Source organism: Paenibacillus humicus NBRC 102415 (genome assembly GCF_004000905.1).
In the GTDB taxonomy this organism is placed as follows: domain Bacteria; phylum Bacillota; class Bacilli; order Paenibacillales; family Paenibacillaceae; genus Paenibacillus_O; species Paenibacillus_O humicus.
The window spans coordinates 87,857-108,946 of record NZ_BIMD01000008.1 but is presented as its reverse complement, the minus strand read 5'-3'; the positions used below and the strand labels follow the sequence as shown (position 1 = coordinate 108,946).

Genomic DNA, 21,090 nt, shown 5'->3' with positions numbered 1-21,090 from the left:
ACGCTTTCTTAAAAAGGCATTTTAGTCCCGTTCGAGCTTCAATCCGGCCAGCGACTGCCGGGAGCGATAGAGGTAGGGCGAGATGCCGAAGCGGGCGCGGAACACCCGGTGAAAATAAGAGTAGCTGGCGAAGCCGCAAGCCTCGGCGATCTGCTCCAGTTTAAGCTCGCCGTACTTGATCTGCTCCACTGCGGCATTGAGGCGGATTTCAATCGCGTATTGGATCATGGTCTTGCCGTAATGCTCTTTGAACAGCCGGACGGCCCGCGACAAGCTGAGGCCTCCGTAAGCGGCGGCTTCCTCAAGCTTGAAGGTGGCCATGGCATGCTCTTCGATGAATCTCTTGATTTTCAGTGTCGCCATGCCCTTGCGGTCCGTCTGGACATTCTCGGCGATGGCCCGATCGATAGACAGGCAGAGGCTGCGCAGAAGAACATCCTTCAGCTCGTCATTTCCTTCCATTGAGCCCCGGCGCTTCTCCAGCATAAGGCTGCGCCACAAGCCGATCAGATTGTCGTCGGATCCGACCCGGCTGACCGCCGGGCGGACCTTGCGATCCCACCAGAGATCAATCCAGGAGCCATGGCAAAACAGATAATAATCGGCGCTGGACAAGCGGCCCTTTCTTAATGGCTCCTCCACGACGAGATGGTAATCGTCGCCGGGCCGGAGCAGCAGCAGGTCGCCTCCGTTCAGGATATACTCTTGGCCGCCGGTGAACACCCGGCAGGAGCCTTCGGTCTGAAGGCGGAATAGGTAATGCTGCAGTCCGCTCTTCAAGTCCTGAGTAAAGGGTTTATAATGATTGGAATAGTCGCAGATAAGCAAAGATGTGTCCAAAAAGAAACCCTCCCCTTGGAATTCCGAGCAAATCGTTCATGTTCTAACGATATTGTATATGTTCATTTTAGGCTGTAATCCCCTAGAATGAAACCAGAGAATAAAACATGTCTGCAAAGGAGCTTGCCCATATGGAAAAACTTAACATCGGACTTCAATTGTTCACGCTGCGGGATGAAACCGCCAGAGATTTTGAGGGCACGCTTCGCAAAGTCGCGGAGCTTGGCTACAAAGGCGTCGAGTTCGCCGGTTACGGCGATTTGAGCGCCGATAAAATGAAAGCGCTGCTTGACGAGCTGGGCCTGCAGGGCTTCAGCAGCCACGTATCCCTGCAAGCTCTGCGCGAGGATCTGCAAAAAGAAATCGATTATTTGAAGGCGATCGGCGCCAAATACATGATCTGCCCTTATCTGATGCCGGAGGACCGTCCCCAAAGCGGCGAGGAATGGAGCCGGCTTTTCGCCGAGCTGCAGCAATTCGGCCTTGAAGCCGGCAAGCAGGGATTGATTTTCGGCTACCACAACCATGATTTCGAGTTCCATGGCCAAGTCGGCGGCGACAACGCTTTTGACGCCATGTTCAAGGAGACGACGCCGGAAGCGGTTCAGGTCGAGATGGACGTATGCTGGGTTCAATTCGCAGGCCGGAATCCCGTTGAGTACATCGGCAACTACGCCGGCCGCCTGCCGCTGCTGCATTTGAAGGATTTCAGCGCGGATGAGCAGGGTCAGATGAAAACGCTGGAGCTGGGACAAGGCACCGTCGATCTGCCTGCCGTCATCGAGGCTGCAGCGGAAGCGGGCGTGCAGTGGCTGATCGTGGAGCAGGACGTCTGCCAGAATCCCCCGCTGGAAAGCATCTCGAACAGCTACGAATGGCTTAAAAGCAACTATTTGAACGTCTAATTAAGGAGGAAGAGAAGCTATGAGCAAAATCAAAGTCGCTGTCATCGGTTGCGGCGCCATCGCCCAGCGCAGACATATTCCGGAGTACGCCGATAACGGGAACGTAGAGCTGGTCGCCTTTGCTGACCCTATTCTGGAGAGGGCCGAGAGCATGGCCGAGACTTATGGCGGCCAAGCCTTTGCTTCCTTTGAGGAGCTGCTCGCCCAAGCGGATGTTGACGCGGTGAGCATTTGCACGCCCAATCATCTCCATGCCTCCATGGCGATTGCAGCAGCCAACGCAGGCAAGCATGTTCTGGTCGAGAAGCCGATGGCTACGACGCTGGAAGAAGGGGAGCGGATGATCGAGGCCGCCCGGAATAACGGTGTTTTCCTGATGGTCGGACATAATCAGCGCCTCATGCCTCCGCATGTGAAAGCCAAGGAGATTCTGGATTCCGGAGAGCTCGGCAAGGTGCTCACCTTCCGTACCTCCTTCGGCCATCCCGGGCCGGAGGCTTGGAGCGTGGACGGCGCGGAGAGCTGGTTCTTCCGCAAGGACGAAGCCATCATGGGCGCCATGGGCGATCTCGGCGTGCATAAATCCGATTTCATCCGGTATTTGCTGAACGACGAGGTAGCGGAGGTCGCCGGCTTTATCGGTACCTTGGACAAGGAAGGCACGGATGTGGACGACAACGCCGCCTGCCTTCTGCGCATGAAGGGCGGAGCGATCGGAACGCTGGTCGCCAGCTGGACGCAGTACAAGGGCGGGGACAACAGCACGGTGCTGTGGTGCGAGCGAGGCGTCATGAAGATCGGCACGGTGGACGGCGACGAGGTCATCGTCGAGCCTGTCGACGGCTTGGTGGAAACGTACAAAGTCGGCGCCATGGCGACGAACGAGAAGCAAGTGCCGAGCGGAGTCATCGATGCCTTCGTGGACTCCATCGCGACGAATACGCCTCCGGCCATTTCGGGGGAAGAGGGCTTGAAGTCGCTGCAGGTCATTCTGGCAGCCTTTGAATCCCAGAGAACCGGACAGTTCGTCAAGCTCTAGAAAAAAAAGAAAGACCCGAAGCACGGACCCAGGGGGGCCGGCCTTCGGGTTTTTTCGTCTTCCGAAAAGTTACTGCCAGTTCACAACAACCGTCGCCGTCCCGGTAGCGGGAGTCGTGAAGGTATGATTGGAGCCGCCTTCCCAAGTGACCGCCGTTCCGTTCTTCTTGAAGAACTTGAACTGGAGAGCGGTGCCTGCCGGCACGCTGACATCGTAATACCAAGTCGGGTAAGCGTACAGGATCTTGTTGAAGATCGGTCCGATGGCGGCAGCTGGAGCCCAGTTGCCGAGCTCGGATACGCCGCCGGAGAGATAGACGTTCTCGCCCAGGGCCGTCGTTGCATTCTGAACCACGAAGCGCACCGAAACCTGGTTGCCGGTCAGAATGTTGAAGCCGTTGTACACATTGCTGTCGACCGCGCCGGAGGTGCGGATCTTGATGCCGTAGCTGCCGGCGGCGACGGAAGGAACCGTGACCTTGATCTGGGTATCTTCCCAGGAGACGATGCCCGTGCCTGTTACGGCTGTGCTGCCGAAGTATACGGTGCCCTTGGAGGAGCCGAAGCCGCGGCCGTCGATCGTGACCGTGTTGCCGGGCTTGCCCATGACCGGACCTGCATGGCCGACGACCGGAGCTGTCGCCGCAGCCGTGTATTGCCATACGGCCGTGCCGCCTGCAGCCAGGGTGAACGTGCCGACAGCTCCGCCGGATGCCGCCGTAATGCTGTTGCCTCCAAGCAGTCCGCCGAGAACGTCATTGTAGGTTCCCGCCGGGAGGGAGGTGACCAAGCCGCTGATGGATGCAGCCGTGGACAGGTTGCGGTTGACGGCTACGACCGCGACATTGTTGCCGAATTTGCGCTCATAGATATAGACGTCGTTGTTGATCCAGCGCTGCTGGGTCGTGCCGTAGGCGATGGCCGGATTGGATTTGCGCAGAGGTCCCAGCAGGCCGCTGACCTTGTAAGCGGTCGTCGTCGTGGAGAACGACGGCATCATCGCGCGGTTGTCGGGATCCGTGCCGCCAGTCATGTATTGCTCGGTGCCGTAGTAGATCGCCGGGACGCCGCGCGAGGTCAGCGTGAACGCAAGCGCCTGCTCGAGACGGCGGTTGCTCAAGGAACCGGTTTTGAAGCGTTCCATGTCATGGTTGTCGATGAACGTAACCTGATCGGATACTTGCGCATAGTCGGAGCCTGTCGCTGCGACCATGGCGTCCAGGCCGTACATCGTGTCCGTGCCGTCGCGGAAGACGCTGCGGACTTCTTGGTTGAAGCGGAAGTCGAGCAGGCTCATTCCGGATTCGTTGGCGAACTTGGTGTTGTCCGCCTCTGCGGCCGCAGATCCCATGAACCATTCTCCGAAGACGAAGACCGGCTTGTAGCCGTAGATGGAGGCGACCCAGTTCTTTTGCCAGCCCATGGACATATGCTTGGCCGCGTCGACGCGGATGCCGTCGATGCCGAGATCGAGCCAGACTTTGATCGCGTCTTTGAAATAGGTATCGATCGTGCTGTTGTTCTGCTCGAGATCCGCCAGGTCGTAGAGATTTTTGTAGATGCCGTTCTCGAGCGTGGAGAAGTCCGAGCCGCCGTTATGGTGGAAGAGGCCGTTCGTATCATTGGTATATCCGCCGAGCAGCGTGCCGTTGTTGTAGAGCTTGCCGTTCTCGGCAAAGGAAGTATCCGTCTCCATGGCTGGAGAGGTGTGGTTCGGCGCGAAGTCGATGATGACTTTGATGCCTTTCGCATGAGCCGCATTGATCAGGTTCTGGAAGTCCGTGAAGCTGCCGAAGGCAGGATTCGTTTTCTTGAAGTCGCGGGCCCAGTAGCCGTGATAGGCCGTATTGGTCACGCCGGAATAGTTGATGACGGAGTAGATGTTCTCTACAGGCTGGGAAATCCAGAGGGCCGTAACGCCCATGCCGGTAAAGTAGTTGTCGTTGATTTTGTTGACGATGCCTTGCCAGTCCCCTCCGCAATAAACGCGCTTGTTGGTGCAGCCGGAGCTGAAGGCCGCTCCCGTCGGATTGTTGGCGGCATTGCCGTCGGAGAATCGGTCGGTGAAGAGCTGGTAGATGACGTCCGTGCTGTAATTCTGCTTGTTGCCGACCGCGGTGTCCGGAGCGGCGGAAGCGAGGCCCATCGGCGCCGCAGGAGTGAGCTGGGCTCCGGCAAGCATCGTGGCAATGGCCGCTCCGGCAAGAATTCGTTTCAACGTCAGGTTCATCAAAATAACCGCCTTTCAAGCGAGTGATATGAAGCGCTTACACATACGGTTTTAAGTGCCTTTGCGATTTCGGAACGGAAGCCTCCTCTCGACAGAAATAAACCCCGGTTTTCTCCGCTGACGGAGTAACCGGGGTTGTCTTAAACCATCTGGTTTAAAAAGCATAGCCCTCAAATTAAGGTTGGCCCAGTCATCATAAGAAATGTTTGGCATCGCTGTCAATAGGAAAATCGGTCGTCTTGCGAACGTAAGGAAAGGGAATATGGACATGCATGCAAAGTCCCGGAATCCATGCAAAAGGGCAGAAAAATGGAGAGATGTGGAGAAGAAGCCTTATGAAGTCATTACCGTTATTTTACGGGAATGGTATAGTTGGGATGGAAACGAAGAGGAGGGATCGGTCCATCCGCTCGATAGGAGCGACAGCCGAAATGGATCTTCTCAGCCTGCCAGCCGGAGACGCGACTGCCTAGTCCGCGAGCCAGAGATGTGATCGGGAAGGAAAGTGAAAAGCTTGGATAGGAAATCACGGATGAACCTTTCCGATTGGCCTTCCGATCAGGAAGTCCGGCTTCAACGAAGACGAACCATCAAGCGAGCTGCAGGGATCGGTTTCTTTAGTTTCGCAGTCCTAGTTGGCATTGCCGTTTACTGGCTTTACTATCTAGGGGGAAGTCTGATGTCCGGTATGTGCTCGAATGAAATTGTCCATCGAGCTTTCCAGCCGAATGGCAGCTTGGAGCTGGTCGTATTCCAACGGGATTGCGGAGCGACAACGGGGTACAGCTATCAGCTGTCGATCCTTAAGCAAGGATTAGAATCAAATCGTTCGGGGAATGTGTTTATTTCAACGAAAGCGTTCCAAGCGGAATGGACAGGCCACAGTTCCGTTGCCGTAACCGGCGATGCGAGCGATGCTTTGAAAAGAAAAGATCGATATAGAGGAATCCGTATCCTGTACAACAAATCCTGAGAGGGAGGAAACATCATGAAGTTCATTCTCATATTCGGCCCGCAGGCCGTCGGGAAAATGACCATCGGGCATGAGCTGGCGAAGATAACCGAATTGAAGCTGTTTCACAATCATATGTCCATCGAGATTCTGCATCCTTTCTTCGGTTTCGGTTTCGAAACCTGGAGGATTTCAGATTTGCTGCGGCGCGAAATCTTTGAATCGTTCTCCGGCAGCGATCAGTATGGGCTCATTTTCACGTATGTGTGGGGGTTCGATCTGCAGGAGGATTGGAAGTTCGTGAACGAAATCTGCGGGATTTTCGAGTCGAAGGGTGCGGAGGTTTACTTTGTGGAGCTCGAAGCCGACCTGGAGGAGAGGCTGGCACGCAATTCGACCCCGTTTCGTCTTAAACAGAAGCCGACAAAACGGAATCTTGAGCAATCAAAACAAAATCTTCTCCGTTCGGCAGAAGAGCATCGATTCGATACAAGGACGATTAACAGCTGCTTATTGAAAGGAGGAATATAGAGATGAAAATCGGAGAGCTGCTTGGAAGAGGAAACACGGCCGATGTTTATCGCTGGGGGCGCACGGAAGTCGTCAAAATCCTTCATCAACGCGAGCATTCCGAGCATGAGGCTAAAAAAGAAGCGCGGAATGCGGAAGCCGTTCAATCCCTAGGTCTGAAAACGCCGGCTTTCGGTGGATTAGTCGAGATTGAAGGCAAGACCTGTTTGATTTATGAACGGATAGACGGTCCTACGATGCTGAGTCGGATTGAGAGGACGGAATCAAGCGTTGTCCACTATGCCAGAATGATGGCGCAGCTTCAGTTCGACATTCACCAAGCCGAGGTTCCATTTGACCCCAGCCTTAAAAGGGAGCTGTCTCATCAAATTCAATCGGCAGCGGTTCTGAATGAAGCGGAAAAACAAGCCGTGCTCTCAAAGGTGAAAAGCCTGCCCGAGGGCAAGAAATTATGCCATTACGATTTTCATCCTGGCAACATTATTCTTTCTCCGAATGGGCCGGTTGTTATTGATTGGATAAATGCAATGGTGGGGAATGAAGCGGCGGATGTCGCCAGAACCTCCATGATGCTGCGTTCGCATGCCGTCCCGCGAGATACTCCGGACTGGCTGCTGGAAAGAGTGCTGCGGAAGCTGTTTCATGATGAGTATAGGAAAGAATACATGCTGTTGTCCGGCATGGGATGGAAGGCTGTCGATGAGTGGATGGCTCCCGCGCTGGCGGCTCGAATCGGCGAAGTCCAGAACCTAGAGCGGAACGAGATTGTTCATTGTTTAAGAGAGATTTTAAAAAATGAGTGAGCGGCCTGGAGAGCAATCATCCTCGCAGCTGCTTCTCTCAAATCCATCTTCTTCTGAATTCATGGCTGAACGAGGATTCTGCCGGCGGGCAAGGAATGAGGGTCATCCTTCATGCGCCAATTCCGACAAGCGGCCAATCCGCTTGCAGACGCAAGGCTTTGTACGTTCGATTTTGTTATTCGACAGCTTTTTCTTGCCATCGGCTGGAGAGAAACACGGGTTTGCAAAGTTGGAATAAAGTCCAAACCTTACTCGTATCTTGGGATGTGCAGCTGATAGGAGGTGTAAGCGGGGTTGTTGCAAGCTCTTGTTTGTCCCTTTATGTCGATAAAAAAGAGTTGTATGTAATGGCATAGCTTGGCATATCTTCTATAGAGATCAATTCAGGAAGAAGTGATGGCGTTGTCGATGGATCAAAAACAGGTTCTTGCCAACGCGAAGCGCTTAAGGGCAAAATTCCACGGTTCTTTAATGCCGAATTTGCTCAAAGCGGTTGAAGCGGAGAGTCGGGAGATCCAGAGCCAAATAAGCACTTTCAAGCCTTCCTCCTCTTTGAAGATGTCTAAACGAAATCCACTCCAGGAACCGGCTGTTTCCCCGCCTGAAAACGTTGAACAGCATTCTGCTCAGCTGACGCTTCTTGTTCAGCCGGAAATAGGAAGGCTGCTGGATGAGCTTGTTTACATGAATGCAGCTGCAGATCGGCAATCAGCGGCGGAAGTCATCTTTCAAATGGGAATCAAGATGAGCAGAGAAACCATCCGCGCTCATTTCGATTTAAGGACGCAGCTGCAAGAGATAAGCGATCGATTTAAAGTCTCGTTGTGCGATGACAAGCGGATGGATACTAGCCCAAATAGGAGTGATCCTCATGAGCATGCCCAATGTCCCGAATATCAGGCCTGATATTCAGCTCAAGCGACATGATGTACTGAATCTTCTTTTGTCTTCGATCGCATTGGAAGAGATGGGCTTGTCCAACATCATCAACGCCGAAGGTGAAAAACTGCAAAAGGTCATTCATGCGGAAGAGAGCAGCTCGAAGGATTTGATGGAAGTCAATGAAAGCGTGGAGCGCATGATGCGCATCATTATCAAAAACCAGATGCTCCTGCAGTTCAAGCTGGAGGATGTGATCAAGCTCGAGAAATCCTCGTTCCAAGACGAATATCAGGACGAGTATCACGACGAGATTCACGAAGAGTAAGGTGAGGTAGGTGTATGACTCTTCATTCATCCACAAGTTCGGAATGGTCTGCCATAGTCACCTGGATAGCCAGGGAAGAACTGTCGTTGTCCAAGCTGGTGTTGTTTCGAATTCGAGCATCCAGCAAAACGATGGATCAGGATGATTTAATGACGCTGAAATCGATGGCGAAGACGCTGACATACGGAAAAATGTCGCAAAGGCTCGTATGGGATCGTCTAACCATGATTTCGGATACCTTCTCCTTCAAGAGCGGCGAAATTGACGCCATTCTTTTGGAGTCCATGGATATCTTTCACCAAGCCATCACGGAATTCCTGAACCTGTTGAATAAGCACTTAAAATCAAATAAAATCTATACGGTCGAAAATAATCATAAAGAACTGTGCCCGAACGTCTTGTTGACGCAGCTTTTAAGCACAGCATGGGATCTGCTGGAAAGCTATGACAGCATTCGATTCCGCTATGCTTCCTTGTGCGCGGGTCCAGAGACATCCAAGCGGATAAGCAGCGTTCAACCGGGATGGCTTGTGCCGCTATCCTCGGTTATTACTCTCTGCCATCAAATACTGCTCAGACATTCAGCTTCCTCATCGGAAGCTTTTTCCTACATTCATAAGATGAGAAGCTTTGTTCTGAGCACGACGCTTCTGTTCCGCCAGCATTCATCCCTGTCTGACCGGGAAGACAGGACGGGCAGCGGGAACAAGGAAATGAACAACTCGCGCACCAAGCCGTCCATTTTTTATAAATGACGGACGCTTTTCATGCATGAACCCATTTACATGTCCATTATGGCCGTTAAATTCAATGATACAGGCAAGGAGACAATCTCGCATGGACAGGAAAGACCAAGCAAGCGGAGCAGGGCATTCCCTCTCCTGTTGGCTCGATAGTCGAGCTTTGGCCAACAGGATTGAACAAACGTAAAGCCCCTTCCCGGCTATCCGGAAAGGGGCTTTTGTCATGAAGAGCTCTTAGAAAGCAGCGGCTTCGGCTTTGACTTTATCCAGACCTTCGCTGACGATGTCGGCAGCGCGGTCACGGAATTGGTTGTGGCCTTCGATGACGATTTCCTGGGCTTGTACGCCGAACAGGCCGAATGCGCCTTTGAGAGGACGGAGAGCCGATTCGAAGTCTGCCATAGGGGCCGTGGAGTATACGCCGCCGCGAGCGCTCAGCAGAGCGACTTTTTTGCCGGTTGCGAGGCCTACAGGACCTTCAGCCGTGTAGCGGAACGTCTTGCCTGCTTGCGCCAGGTAAGCGACATAGTTGATCAGCGGAGCCGGAGCGGTGAAGTTCCAGAGCGGAACGGTGATCACGACTTTGTCGGCTTCGAGGAATTGGTTGACGTATTTCGTGACGAGCTCGACAGCTGCCTGCTCCTCAGGAGTCGTGTCGATGCCTTGTCCAGCCTTGAACATGCCGGTCATGGCCGTGTTGCCGTAGAAAGGAAGCACTTCCTCGTACAGGTCCAGCTCGGTTACCGTGTCGTTCGGGTGAGCGGCTTTATAGGATTCGAGGAACGTATTGTACATTTGGACGCTGATCGCTTGATCAGCCGGACGGTCGTTCGCTTTAACAAAAAGAATGGATGCCATGATGGAAAGGTCTCTCCTTGTGTCTTTAAAATGTATTTGCAATAGTGACAGTATACATCGATAACGAAAATAATGCAACTAAACAAACGGAAGTGAAATCCTGCCTTTTTAGGTTTCCTCATCCGCTCTAGATACATGCCAGGACTTTGTTGGAAACCTTACTCTATGGGTAAATAAAGGAAACAGATACTACCTTCGCATCCACATTTCATTAAAAAGGTGGTTCTATATGGCGTCTAAAGGGCTTGAAATTCTCATTGCCATGATGTTGGGCTTCTTCACCGGCATCCTGCTCAGCGGAAATGGCATGCATGTTCAGGAGAGCGGAATCCAGATCCTGCTCGGATGCATCTTTTGGCTGCTTGCATTCTCCTACTTGAAGCGCCGCCCGTGACGTACAATTCCATCAGAGACGGCATCCTTGCGATGCCGCAGCAACAGCCGGCCCCAATAGGAGCCGGCTGTTTCCATGGTTTCTATACCGTTTCATCAAAACAAATTAACGTTCAAATAAACTTCCGGCTCGTCTTCTTCCCGTCGCAGCTGAAGACGATTTTCTTGTCCTCGACGACTGTCTCCAGATGCACGGATTTGCCCCAGAGGGCGACGACATGGGGGAGCGTGCGTTCCACATACTTCAGGTCCAGCTCCACGCCTTCATAATGGTGGACCAGGTACAGCTCGCCTGCCCGGTTGAAATCGCCGTTATGCACCTCGATGACGGGAAATCCGCCGTTGACGCGGGAGTAGACGAGCTGCTCGCGGATGTTTTTCCACGCCTTGTCGGTGATTTTCCATTCGGGGCCCTTCTTCTCGAAAATGTACAGGTCGAGATCGTCGACCAGTTTTTTGGTCAAGTAATTGCGGAGGAAGGAGGTGTCGGAGTCCAGCTCCCGGACCTCGAATATTTTTTCCCTGCCCCTTCCGGGCTTGTAGCCGAAGCGGCGCTGGTCTTCCTCCGTCGGGTCCTCCCAGCGCTTCTCGATATCCTCGAATATTTTCAGCCCCAGGTAATATGGGTTCAGGCTGCCGCGGCCCGGCACGACGACGGAGGCGTTCAGCTTGGCGAACTCGATCGTCTCCTCGCTGTCGAGGTCCATCTCGCGGATAATCCGCTGATGCCAGTAGGAAGCCCAGCCCTCGTTCATGATCTTGGTTTCCATCTGCGGCCAGAAATAGAGCATTTCCTCGCGCAGCATGCTCATGATGTCCCGCTGCCAGTCGGCGAGATGGGCCGAATGCTCCTCAATGAACCAGACGAGGTCCTTCTCGGGACGAAGGGGGAACTTCGGCGGCTCCGGCGGTCCCGCCTCTTCTTCCAACGAGACCTCCTCCAGCCGCCACAGGTCGTCGTACTCTCCAGGCGGCCGCTCCTCCGCGTTCTCGGCTTCCCTGCGCAGGTATTCGTCTCGCTTCGACTTGTCGAGCTGGCGGGGCTTCACAAGAGTCGGATCGATATGCTCTTGAATCGCGAGCACGGAGTCGATAAAACGCTCGACGGTCTCCGTTCCGTAGAGCATCTCGTACTGGCCGACCCGCTCGGCCGTCGCGGACATGCTCTCGACCATGTCCCGGTTGGTGCCGGAGAAGCGGGCGTTGTTCTTGAAAAAGTCGCAGTGGGCGAGCACATGGGCGACGATGAGCTTGTTCTGGATGAGCGAGTTGCCATCGAGCAGGAAGGCGTAGCAGGGGTTCGAATTGATGACGAGCTCGTAGATTTTGCTGAGGCCGAGATCGTACTGCAGCTTCATTTTGTTGAACGTCTTGCCGAAGCTCCAATGGCTGAAGCGCGTCGGCATGCCGTAAGCGCCGAACGTATAGATGATGTCTGCCGGGCAGATTTCATACCGCATCGGATAGAAGTCCAGGCCGAAGCCTGCGGCGATTTCCGTAATCTCGTCGATCGCCCGCTCCAGCTGGCGGATGTCGTCCTGAGTCATAAGCTCAATCCCTCCGTGCCGAGATAAGTAAGGTTCATACCCACTGTATGCTCCGGTGGACGGGACTATGAGCGGCGATATGGAGAGCATGGACGGCTCTCCGGATTTCTTCCATGAAGCCATGCAGGAAATAGGAGCCGGAGAGGCCGGCGTAGGTAACTTCCTTTATCCCGAGAGGGAGCGGGCCATGCCCAAAAAAAATGACCCTCCGGCATAAAGCCAGGGGTCCAAGGTGCTGCTATATTCAAAGGGGGGTCATGTCCTTATTATAAAACCGCTTTCTTAAAAAAAGCTGAAGAGGACATTTCAGTTGCATGACAATTCATTGCAGCACGGTTTAGGCTCGAACAACTTATCTGGTCCTTGCGATGTGCCGGGAAATCGAAGACGTTTATCGGAACGGCCCGGCGGTCCGAGTCCGCGTCCACCTTTGCTAGAAACACAAGCAAAAAAACATATTGAACGCAAAAAAGCGCTATGATAAAATCTATAGCGGAATTAAATTTAATGAAATTGTGGGTGCAAATATTCTTTTCCTAATCTAATTCTACATCTGGAACTCTGATTTTGTCAAGGCTCTTTTTTTGCCCCAGAAAAAGGAAGACGAGGAGTGTGTTGAGGGAGAGATGGAAGCGGAGGATTGGAAGCAGGAACAGGAGCGGTTGGAGCAGGTCCGGAACAAGCTGCAGGCGAGAATAAACGAACTGGAGCCGGAGGTTGCCGGATTGCACGGCCAAGCTGCGGACATCCGCAAGCGGTTTTGGGAAGATGTGACGATCAACACGAGCACGGACGAAGATTTTGAAGAGACGTTCCATACGATCAACCAGCAGTCCGCGGTATTGGCCGAACGGGAGCGCGGCCACAAGCTGCTGGCGCAGCAGTGGAAAAGCATGAAACGTCTGCTTCCTTCGCCCTATTTCGGACGCATCGATTTCAAGGAGGAAGGGCTGGGACTCTCCGAGCAGATCTATATCGGCGTTTCTTCCTTTGTCGACGAGGACGGCTTGAGCTTTCTGATCTATGACTGGCGGACGCCGATCGCGAGCCTATATTACGACCATTCCCCCGGCCCGGCTTCTTATGTTACGCCCGCTGGACCCATCGAAGGGATGATGGAGCTCAAAAGGCAGTTTCAAATTCATGACGGGCACATCCGCAACATGTTCGACGCGAGTGAAACGATTGGAGACGAGCTGCTCCAGCGGGTGCTGGGCAAAGGCGCGGACTCGCAAATGAAGAGCATCGTAGCCACGATCCAGAAGGAGCAAAATGCGATTATCCGCAATGACAAAAGCCGGATGCTGATCGTCCAGGGGGCGGCTGGAAGCGGCAAAACTTCCGCGGCCCTGCAGCGGGTGGCGTACTTGCTCTACAAGCACCGCCAGACGATCAAGGCCGACCAGATCGTTCTCTTCTCCCCCAATCCGATGTTTGCCAGCTATATCTCCACGGTTCTTCCGGAGCTCGGTGAAGAGAACATGCAGCAGACGACTTTTCAGGAGTATCTCGACTATTGGCTAGGTCCATCGCTCCGTCCGGAGGATCCCTTTGACCAAATCGAATATGTGCTGACCGCTCATGGAGCGCCGGGGCATGAGGCTCGTCTTCAGGGGATCGAATACAAAGCTTCCGAGCCTTTCCTGCAGGCGCTGCGGAGCTATGGAGCCTGGTTGGGACAGGAAGGCATGCGATTCAACGGAATTCGGCTTCGGGACCGCGATCTGATTGCCGCGGAGCGGATGGAAGCGGAATTTTACGGCTATGACCGTTCCCTGCCTTTGTTCAATCGGGTCGTATTGCTGCAGGAATGGCTTCTGCACGAGCTGGCTTTGCTGGAACGCAAGGAACGGAAAGCGGCTTGGGTTCAGGAGGAGCTGGATTATCTCGATACCGATCAGTACGCGGAAGTTTTCGGGATGCTTCATAAAGAAAGGGAGCTGTTCGACCTTGCGGAGCATTACGCCGCAGTCCGCGAGAAAATCATCCAGAAGCGCAGGGAAGATGAAAGCGACTTTGACTTCGCCCAGAGGGAGGAGGAGCTGCTCCGCCGCAGCATCGTAAAGGAACTCTTCAAGCCGCTGAGGAAAAGCGTGAGAAGATTCATGTTTATTGATGCCGAAGGCATTTACGGTCAATTGTTTGCCGACGAAGCCGCTTATCGGGAGCGGACAAACGGGGCGGCAGTCCCCCCGCTGTGGCCCGAGATATGCAGGCAAACGAAGGAAGCGCTGCTCCGGAACGAGCTGCTCCACGAGGATGCGACGCCGTACTTGTATCTGAGAGAACTGATCGAAGGGGTGCGGACGAATACGGAGATCCGGCATGTCTTCGTTGATGAGGGCCAGGACTATTCGATGTTTCAATACGAGTATCTGAAAAAGCTGTTTCCGCGCGCCAGAATGACCGTGCTCGGCGACTTCGGGCAAGCGATCTTCGTTCAGGCGACAAGCTTGGACGCATCCGATTCGCCTCTGCTCCGTCTTTTTGGAGAAGCCGACACGAGCCTTGTCCGTCTTGTGCGCAGCTATCGTTCAACGAGGCAGATTGTGGAATGGACAAAATCGATGCTTCCCGGCGGGGAAGAAATCGAATCGTTTGAAAGGGGAGGCCGCAAGCCCCTTCTGACGAGGCTGGACAGCGTCGAGATGCGTGACGCCCGGCTGCTGGCAGACATCGCGGAGCTCAAGGGCGAGGGCTTCGAATCCATCGCTGTCATAGCGAAGACGGCAGCCGAAAGCCGGGAGGCTATTGCCTCGCTGCGGGCTCATGGCGGCGAAGCTCTCCGGCTCATTACGAAGGAGACGCCGGACTTCGAAAAAGGCGTAATGGTCCTTCCCGTGTATCTCGCCAAGGGTGTCGAATTCGATGCCGTGCTGGTCTATGAGGCCTCGTCCGAGGCTTACGGCCGGGACAGCGAACGCAAGCTTCTGTATACGGCATGCACGCGGGCCATGCACCGGCTTCATCTTTACTCGACGGGCGATTGGTCGCCGTTCGTGCAGGGAATGCCGGCGGATTTGTACGAGACAGCGCCCTATTGACGGATCGGAACCAAAAGAGGCCGGAAGAAGTCGGAAATTTTGAAGCCGATCATACGGACCCGAAGCTGATGAAGCATGGACCGCGCGGATCGGCACCGATTCGCTCGCAGCAGATAGCCTTGGCCTTTAGCGGCCAAGGCTTTTTTGTGCTGTTTTTTTGCCCGTTTGCACAGAAGCCAGTCAGAGCCTTCCGATCTTGCTTCACCATTGAACAACTTGCTCGACAGAAGCGCAAGGGACTATTGTCCAGCCTGGAAGGATATAATTTCATCATCATCTCCATCCGTTTCTTTGCGCTCCTCCATTAAATGAGCATGCGTCTTTGTCTGCGTTTGCAGCTCCTGGAAAGCGCCGGCCAGAAATACATCAGAGCTTTTTGGAGAAGTTCAATTTCCATGAGTATTTTATTTCGCGATGTTTTTGGTCTAAATGGTTCGGCATTAAAGCAGCCAGGGTAAATTTGCTTTGGAAGCCGAGGGCGGAGGCAAGATTTTTCGTCCTTCAAGCAGCATACGCTCCGGGAAGAATCCCGTTTACAGAAGTTGGCTTCGGGTGTACGATACATCATGTTTCTCCAGCTGGGGCAAAGTAATTATTCACGCTGCGCACGATGCGCAAAGGAGCAAAAAGAATCATGGTCAACCGCATGAAACGCCTTCTGATCGGGCGCCCTATGAAGAGCAGAGAGCTTGAGGGCGAGAAGCTAACCAAATTGAAGGCGCTGGCCGTCCTTTCCTCGGACGCCTTGTCTTCTGTCGCCTACGGGACGGAACAGATTCTCATCGCCCTTATGGCGGCCGGCTTCGCCGCCGTATGGTACTCCATTCCCATTTCCCTTGCTGTGCTCGGACTTCTTCTCATCCTCATCCTGTCTTACCGCCAAACGATCTATTCCTACCCTATGGGGGGCGGGGCTTATGTCGTCGCCAAGGACAATATCGGCACGACGACCGGCCTGCTGGCCGGCGGCTCGCTTCTCATCGACTATATCCTGACAGTAGCGGTCAGCGCTTCCGCGGGAACCGACGCCATCACGTCGGCCTTTCCTTCCCTGCATGACAGCCGGATCCTAATCTCCATCATCGTCATCGTCCTGCTGACGATCATGAACCTGAGGGGCGTGACGGAATCCGCTTCGGTGCTTGCCGTGCCGATCTACCTGTTCGTCGTCTCCATCTTCGTGCTCATCCTTTCAGGCGTTGTCAAATACGCTTTCGGCGGCGCCCACCCGGATATTCCGGAAATCGGCGCGACGGTCAGCAACATCAGCCTGTTCCTGCTGCTGAAGGCGTTCAGCTCGGGCTGCTCCGCGCTGACGGGCGTGGAAGCCGTATCCAACGCGATTCCGAATTTCAAGCAGCCGGCCGAAAAAAATGCCGCGTCCACCCTGGTCATGATGGGCGTCATTCTCGGCTCGATGTTTCTCGGCATCAGCCTGCTGGCCTATTGGTACGGAATCACGCCGAAAGCGAGCGAGACGGTCGTATCGCAGATTGCCGCCGGCACGTTCGGGCGGGGCATCCTGTATTACTTCATCCAGGGCGTTACGGCGCTGATCCTGTTCCTGGCCGCCAACACAGCCTACTCGGCCTTCCCGCTGCTCGCGTTCATGCTGGCCAAGGACAAATACATGCCGCATGCCTTCATGGTGCGCGGCGACCGGCTCGGCTTCTCCAACGGCATCATCTTCCTGGCCGTATTCTCCATCATCCTCGTCGTGGTGTTCGGGGGCGACACCGAGAATCTGATTCCGCTCTATGCGGTCGGCGTGTTCATCCCGTTCACGCTGTCGCAGCTCGGGATGATGATCCGCTGGATCAAGCTGAAGCCGAAAGGCTGGATCGGCAAATTGACCATCAATACGATCGGCATGCTGACGACGCTCGGCATTACGCTGATCTTCATCTTCACGAAGTTCGCGCATGTCTGGATGGTATTCGTGTTCCTCCCGATCGTCATGTTCCTCTTCCATCGCATCCATAGGCACTACACCAAGGTGGCCGCCGAGCTGCGGATCAACCCGGAAGTCGACAAGCCGGTCATCAAGGGCAGCACGGTCGTCGTGCCGGTGGCGGGCATTACGCGAGTCGTCGCCAACTCGCTCGGTTACGCCAAGTCGCTCACCGACAACGTCGTCGCCGTTTATGTCGGCTTCAACGAAGAAGACATCGCGCGCATGGAGAAGAAATGGGAGGACTGGAACCCCGGCGTCCGTCTCATCACGCTGCGCTCGAGCTACCGGAGCATCACGAGGCCGATCCTGAAGTTCATCGACACGGTGGAATGGAAAACGGGCGAGCAGGATCATATTACGATTCTCATTCCGCAGTTCATCACGAAGCACTGGTGGCAGCATATCCTGCACAACCAGACGGGGCTTCTGCTGCGGGCCTACCTGTTCAGCAACAAGGATATCGTCATCGCCACGGTGCCATACCATCTGCGGCATTAGGATGGATGAACAGGCTGCATGAATAGCAAGACGAAAGCGGGCGGATCCTACATGGACCGCCCGCTTGAATTTTTTTGTTCCCGGCATTATACTTACTTTTAATAAGTTACTTATTCAAGGGGGAATAGAGGATGACTCAACCGCATCTGTCCATCCATCCCGGCGTGTCGATCGGTCTTGTGAAGCTGAAAGTCAAAGAAATCGATCGTTCCGTCCGGTTTTATACCGATATCATCGGCTTTCAAGTTTTGCGCAGGGACGAGGAGGGCGTCTGGCTGACAGCCGGCGGCCCGGAGCCTTTGCTGCTGCTCGAGGAACGCCCGGATGCCGTCCCGGCGGCGGGACGCACCGCCGGCCTGTACCATTTCGCTATTCTCGTTCCGGACCGCTTGTCGCTCGGCCTTGTCCTGCGCCGTTTGGCGGAAGCCAGGCTGCCTGTCGGACAAGGCGACCACTGGGTGAGCGAAGCGTTGTACCTTGACGATCCCGACGGCAACGGCATCGAGATCTACCGCGACCGGCCGCGCAGCGAGTGGAAGCATGACGCCGAAGGCCATGTCCTTATGGGCACCGATCCTGTCGACGTCGAGGGCCTGCTGCAGCTGGCGGAAGGACAGGAGTGGCAAGGACTGCCGGCCGGCACGGTCATCGGCCACGTCCACTTCCATGTATCCGACCTGCAAGCAGCCTACGACTTCTATTGCGGCCTGCTCGGCTTCGACCTGATCGCGGACGGCTGGCAGTCGATGGGGGCGCTTTTCGTCTCGGCGGGCGGTTATCATCATCATATCGGGCTGAACATCTGGGCGGGCAAAGGAGCGCCGCCTGCGCCCGAGCGGGGAGTCGGGCTTGCCTACGCCACGATTCTCTATCCGGATGCCGAATCGCTTGCGGCCGCCATGGACAGGCTCCGCGACGGCGGAGCCGAGGTCAGGGACGTGCCGGAAGGCGGCGAAGTGACCGATCCTTCGGGAATCCGGCTGCGCCTGGCGAGCGCCGCGAAGCAGGCATGAGGCCAGGCTGCACGGCAAGCAAGGCGTGCTTGTCTAGGGGAGGCGCGCGCTTCCAGTTCCCATCCTTCCTCTATGAGACTTCCAGGCGGAGCCGTCGCCGGCTTTGTGCTATAATTCAGCCATGACGCAAGTGAAAGGGGAGCATCCGGAAATGGCGAAGAAGAAGCATGCGCCTGCCCGCCGTCCAGAGCCGGGAGCGGAAGCGGCCAAGCCGGCGACGCTCAAGGATCTGCTGCCGGCGGATATGGTCCAGCGGCTGAAGTCCCAGGCCGACGGCATGAAGGCCGAGCAGGAGCGCGCCCGCGAGGAGGAGCGCCGCCGGGCGGAGGAAGCCCGCAAGGCCGAGCAGAAGCGCAACGAGAGCAGCATGGAGTATCTGCTCGACAACAGCAGCATGGATTGGAAGAAATTCAAGTAAGAAGGTCTCGTCCGGTTTGAGGATGCGCTTGGGTGGTAATAAAGGAAGCGGACGGCGGTTCTGCAAGGCAGAGCCCGCCGCAGCCCGCGAATACCGCAACCCCAAGCAGGAGGATTTGACCGACATGATGACCGAACCAAGCCTATGCCATGAACGCGAAGCCTTCCAGCCCGCCCTCGCCGATCCTGCGGTTCTTCAGGAGGAGCTGATGGAGCTTGACCATACATTATATGAAATGCGATTCTATCTGAAGCGCAACCCCGAGGACGAGATGGCCGTCCTGCATCTGAAGCAGTTCGAGCGCAAGCGCCGCCGTCTGGCTGCGGAGCTTGCCGAGGCTGTCGCAGCCTCCGCGTTCTCCCTCAAGGGAGAAGAGAATCTCCAGCCGGCTTGACACCGGCCTTGAAATGGAGCGGCAATCGGCGGCAAGCGGATTGTTTGGAGCAAGAAAGCATCGGTACCCATAATCGCCAAGCGGCAGTCAGGATTTCCTGGCTGCCGCTTTTTTGCATTCCTCGGGTTTCGTTCGAGAACGATGCCGCCCCTCCTAGCCAAAGGACCACAACTCCAAAAGAAATGTCATGGGAGCGCACCCGCAATCCCCATAAAATGGAGGCGCTGCGGCAGAAGCCGCAGACAGACAAAGGAGGAATACATCATGTTCAAAAGATGGTCCCTGCTTCTGCTCGCCTTCAGCTTGACCCTGGCTTTGGCGCTCCCTATGGGCAGCGGCAAGGCGGAGGCCGCTCCGGTCTCGAACTTCTTCAACGTCATCAAGCAGGACGGAGCCGATCCGTGGATGTACAAGCATACGGACGGCTATTACTACTACACCCAGACGACCGGCAACAACATCACGCTGTGGCGCTCCAAGACGATCACCGGCATCGACGCCGGCGACAGCGCGGTCGTCTGGACGCCGCCGGCGGGCACGATGTACAGCTCCAACATCTGGGCGCCGGAGCTGCACTACCTCGACGGCAAATGGTACGTCTATTTCGCCGCCGACAACGGCAGCAACGAGAACCATCGCATGTACGTGCTGGAGAACGCGAACGCAAATCCGCTTGCGGGGGGCTGGACGTTCAAGGGCAAGATCGCCGATGCGTCCGACCGCTGGGCGATCGACGGAACGGTGCTGACGGTCGGGGCGAGCCGCTATTTCATCTGGTCGGGCTGGGAAGGCACGGTCAACGACAAGCAGCATCTGTACATCGCCCAGATGAGCAATCCGTGGACGATCTCTTCCGCACGGACGCGAATCGCGACTCCAACCTACAGCTGGGAAACGAATACGACGCCGCAGGTCAATGAAGGTCCGCAGGTCATCGTCAGGGGAAGCACGATCAGCCTCGTCTACTCGGCCAGCGGCAGCTGGACGGACGGCTACTGCCTCGGCCTGGTGACGGCGGGCACATCCGCGAACCTGCTCAACGCCGCTTCCTGGACGAAAAAGAGCGCGCCTCTGTTCGCCAGCGCGAACGGCGTCTACGGCCCCGGCCATCACAGCTTCACCAAGTCGCCTGACGGCACGCAGGACTGGCTCGTCTACCATGCCGCCAGATGGCAGGGCTCCGGCTGGACCCGCAATGTCCGCACCCAGCCGTTCGGCTGGAACGCCGACAATACGCCGAATCTCGGCGCGCCGGTCAATCCGAACGCTCCGATCGCCAAGCCTGCCGGCGAACCGGGCCGGGACCGCTACGAAGCCGAGAGCGCTCTGCTGGCAGGCGGAGCGGCCGTGGCGAACGAAGCCAGCGCTTCGGGCGGCAAGAAGGTCGGCTATCTCGATACGACGAGCAGCTACGCCCAGTTCACCGTCTCCGCCCCTTCGGCGGGCTGGTACGTGCTTGCCGTCCGCAACGGCAACGGCACGAGCGGACAGCCTTGGGCGATCCACTCGCTGTCCGTCAACGGCGGCGCGGCGTCCAGCTTCTACGTGGCCTACTCCGGCTGGAACAACTGGGGAGCATCGACGGCCAAGGTGTACCTGAACGCCGGCACGAACACAATCCGCTTCACCGGCTCCAGCAATTACGCCGAGATCGACTGCATGGACATCTTTCCCGCCGGGTGACCTGTAAATATGTCCATTGTTCCTGTAGAAGCGGCATTT

Annotated in this window: 21 protein-coding genes; 17 read left to right on the top strand and 4 right to left on the bottom strand. The window is 55.6% G+C overall.

The genetic code is table 11. The features are described from left to right. Positions 1-21 precede the first annotated feature (21 nt). Positions 22-840, bottom strand: coding sequence for a helix-turn-helix domain-containing protein (locus PHU01S_RS08100; protein WP_127507039.1), 819 nt, complete (start codon positions 838-840; stop codon positions 22-24). 131 nt (positions 841-971) lie between these two features. Between PHU01S_RS08100 and PHU01S_RS08095 the strand changes: the two genes are divergently transcribed. Continuing rightward, positions 972-1,745 (top strand): sugar phosphate isomerase/epimerase family protein, encoded by a 774-nt coding sequence (locus PHU01S_RS08095; protein WP_127507037.1) that lies wholly within the window; start codon positions 972-974, stop codon positions 1,743-1,745. Between the two features lie 19 nt (positions 1,746-1,764). Continuing rightward, on the top strand, positions 1,765-2,784 hold the full coding sequence (locus tag PHU01S_RS08090; RefSeq protein WP_049867911.1) for a Gfo/Idh/MocA family protein: 1,020 nt from the start codon (positions 1,765-1,767) through the stop codon (positions 2,782-2,784). 69 nt (positions 2,785-2,853) lie between these two features. Here the strand turns inward: PHU01S_RS08090 and PHU01S_RS08085 are convergent, their stop codons facing one another. Continuing rightward, entirely contained in the window at positions 2,854-4,965 is a 2,112-nt protein-coding gene (locus tag PHU01S_RS08085; RefSeq protein ID WP_048744848.1) for an alpha-amylase family glycosyl hydrolase, read from the bottom strand. Between the two features lie 580 nt (positions 4,966-5,545). Here PHU01S_RS08085 and PHU01S_RS25690 point away from each other — a divergent pair. The 6 genes from PHU01S_RS25690 (at position 5,546) to PHU01S_RS08055 (ending at position 9,261) form a co-directional block, all read left to right on the top strand. Further along, positions 5,546-5,986, top strand: a complete 441-nt coding sequence (locus tag PHU01S_RS25690; protein WP_164763020.1) for a DUF5412 family protein — start codon at positions 5,546-5,548, stop codon at positions 5,984-5,986. 15 nt (positions 5,987-6,001) lie between these two features. Beyond that, positions 6,002-6,496, top strand: coding sequence for a DEAD/DEAH box helicase family protein (locus tag PHU01S_RS08075; protein ID WP_049867907.1), 495 nt, complete (start codon positions 6,002-6,004; stop codon positions 6,494-6,496). Between the two features lie 2 nt (positions 6,497-6,498). Further along, complete coding sequence (locus PHU01S_RS08070; protein ID WP_048744835.1) at positions 6,499-7,299, top strand: phosphotransferase family protein; 801 nt, start codon at positions 6,499-6,501, stop codon at positions 7,297-7,299. Between the two features lie 396 nt (positions 7,300-7,695). Continuing rightward, positions 7,696-8,205: a hypothetical protein gene (locus PHU01S_RS08065; protein ID WP_127507031.1), complete on the top strand. Its 510-nt coding sequence runs from the start codon at positions 7,696-7,698 to the stop codon at positions 8,203-8,205. Beyond that, the gene (locus tag PHU01S_RS08060) at positions 8,171-8,506 is read left to right on the top strand and encodes an alpha-helical endospore appendage domain-containing protein (protein WP_048744837.1); all 336 of its coding nucleotides are present in this window, start codon (positions 8,171-8,173) and stop codon (positions 8,504-8,506) included. The genes PHU01S_RS08065 and PHU01S_RS08060 overlap by 35 nt, the downstream gene beginning before the upstream one ends. 86 nt (positions 8,507-8,592) lie before the next feature. Then, complete coding sequence (locus PHU01S_RS08055) at positions 8,593-9,261, top strand: hypothetical protein (protein ID WP_049867905.1); 669 nt, start codon at positions 8,593-8,595, stop codon at positions 9,259-9,261. 222 nt (positions 9,262-9,483) lie between these two features. Here the strand turns inward: PHU01S_RS08055 and PHU01S_RS08050 are convergent, their stop codons facing one another. Further along, the gene (locus PHU01S_RS08050; RefSeq protein ID WP_049867904.1) at positions 9,484-10,107 is read right to left on the bottom strand and encodes an FMN-dependent NADH-azoreductase; all 624 of its coding nucleotides are present in this window, start codon (positions 10,105-10,107) and stop codon (positions 9,484-9,486) included. Positions 10,108-10,336: 229 nt separating this feature from the next. Between PHU01S_RS08050 and PHU01S_RS25685 the strand changes: the two genes are divergently transcribed. Beyond that, the gene (locus PHU01S_RS25685; protein ID WP_164763018.1) at positions 10,337-10,501 is read left to right on the top strand and encodes a hypothetical protein; all 165 of its coding nucleotides are present in this window, start codon (positions 10,337-10,339) and stop codon (positions 10,499-10,501) included. Between the two features lie 112 nt (positions 10,502-10,613). Here the strand turns inward: PHU01S_RS25685 and PHU01S_RS08045 are convergent, their stop codons facing one another. Next, positions 10,614-12,047 carry a SpoVR family protein gene (locus PHU01S_RS08045; RefSeq protein WP_049867903.1) on the bottom strand — a complete coding sequence of 478 codons (1,434 nt, stop codon included), beginning with the start codon at positions 12,045-12,047 and terminating at the stop codon, positions 10,614-10,616. A gap of 67 nt (positions 12,048-12,114) precedes the next feature. On the opposite strand from PHU01S_RS08045, the gene PHU01S_RS25680 reads away from it, so the two are divergent. From PHU01S_RS25680 to PHU01S_RS08010, 8 genes are all read left to right on the top strand, one after another. Next, on the top strand, positions 12,115-12,264 hold the full coding sequence (locus PHU01S_RS25680) for a hypothetical protein (protein WP_164763017.1): 150 nt from the start codon (positions 12,115-12,117) through the stop codon (positions 12,262-12,264). A 409-nt stretch (positions 12,265-12,673) separates the two neighbouring features. After that, positions 12,674-15,091, top strand: a complete 2,418-nt coding sequence (gene helD, locus PHU01S_RS08040) for an RNA polymerase recycling motor HelD (protein WP_127507029.1) — start codon at positions 12,674-12,676, stop codon at positions 15,089-15,091. Beyond that, a complete protein-coding gene (locus tag PHU01S_RS08035) occupies positions 15,088-15,399 on the top strand; it encodes a hypothetical protein (RefSeq protein WP_127507027.1) in 312 nt (103 codons plus the stop codon). The genes helD and PHU01S_RS08035 overlap by 4 nt, the downstream gene beginning before the upstream one ends. A 326-nt stretch (positions 15,400-15,725) precedes the next feature. Then, positions 15,726-17,543 (top strand): potassium transporter KimA, encoded by a 1,818-nt coding sequence (gene kimA / locus PHU01S_RS08030; RefSeq protein WP_048744283.1) that lies wholly within the window; start codon positions 15,726-15,728, stop codon positions 17,541-17,543. A gap of 131 nt (positions 17,544-17,674) precedes the next feature. Then, the gene (locus tag PHU01S_RS08025) at positions 17,675-18,556 is read left to right on the top strand and encodes a VOC family protein (RefSeq protein WP_049867901.1); all 882 of its coding nucleotides are present in this window, start codon (positions 17,675-17,677) and stop codon (positions 18,554-18,556) included. A 121-nt stretch (positions 18,557-18,677) separates the two neighbouring features. Beyond that, complete coding sequence (locus PHU01S_RS08020; RefSeq protein WP_373864529.1) at positions 18,678-18,974, top strand: DUF3886 domain-containing protein; 297 nt, start codon at positions 18,678-18,680, stop codon at positions 18,972-18,974. A 124-nt stretch (positions 18,975-19,098) separates the two neighbouring features. Then, complete coding sequence (locus PHU01S_RS08015; protein WP_127507025.1) at positions 19,099-19,368, top strand: hypothetical protein; 270 nt, start codon at positions 19,099-19,101, stop codon at positions 19,366-19,368. Between the two features lie 264 nt (positions 19,369-19,632). Next, a complete protein-coding gene (locus PHU01S_RS08010; RefSeq protein ID WP_049867900.1) occupies positions 19,633-21,051 on the top strand; it encodes a family 43 glycosylhydrolase in 1,419 nt (472 codons plus the stop codon). Positions 21,052-21,090: the final 39 nt, after the last annotated feature.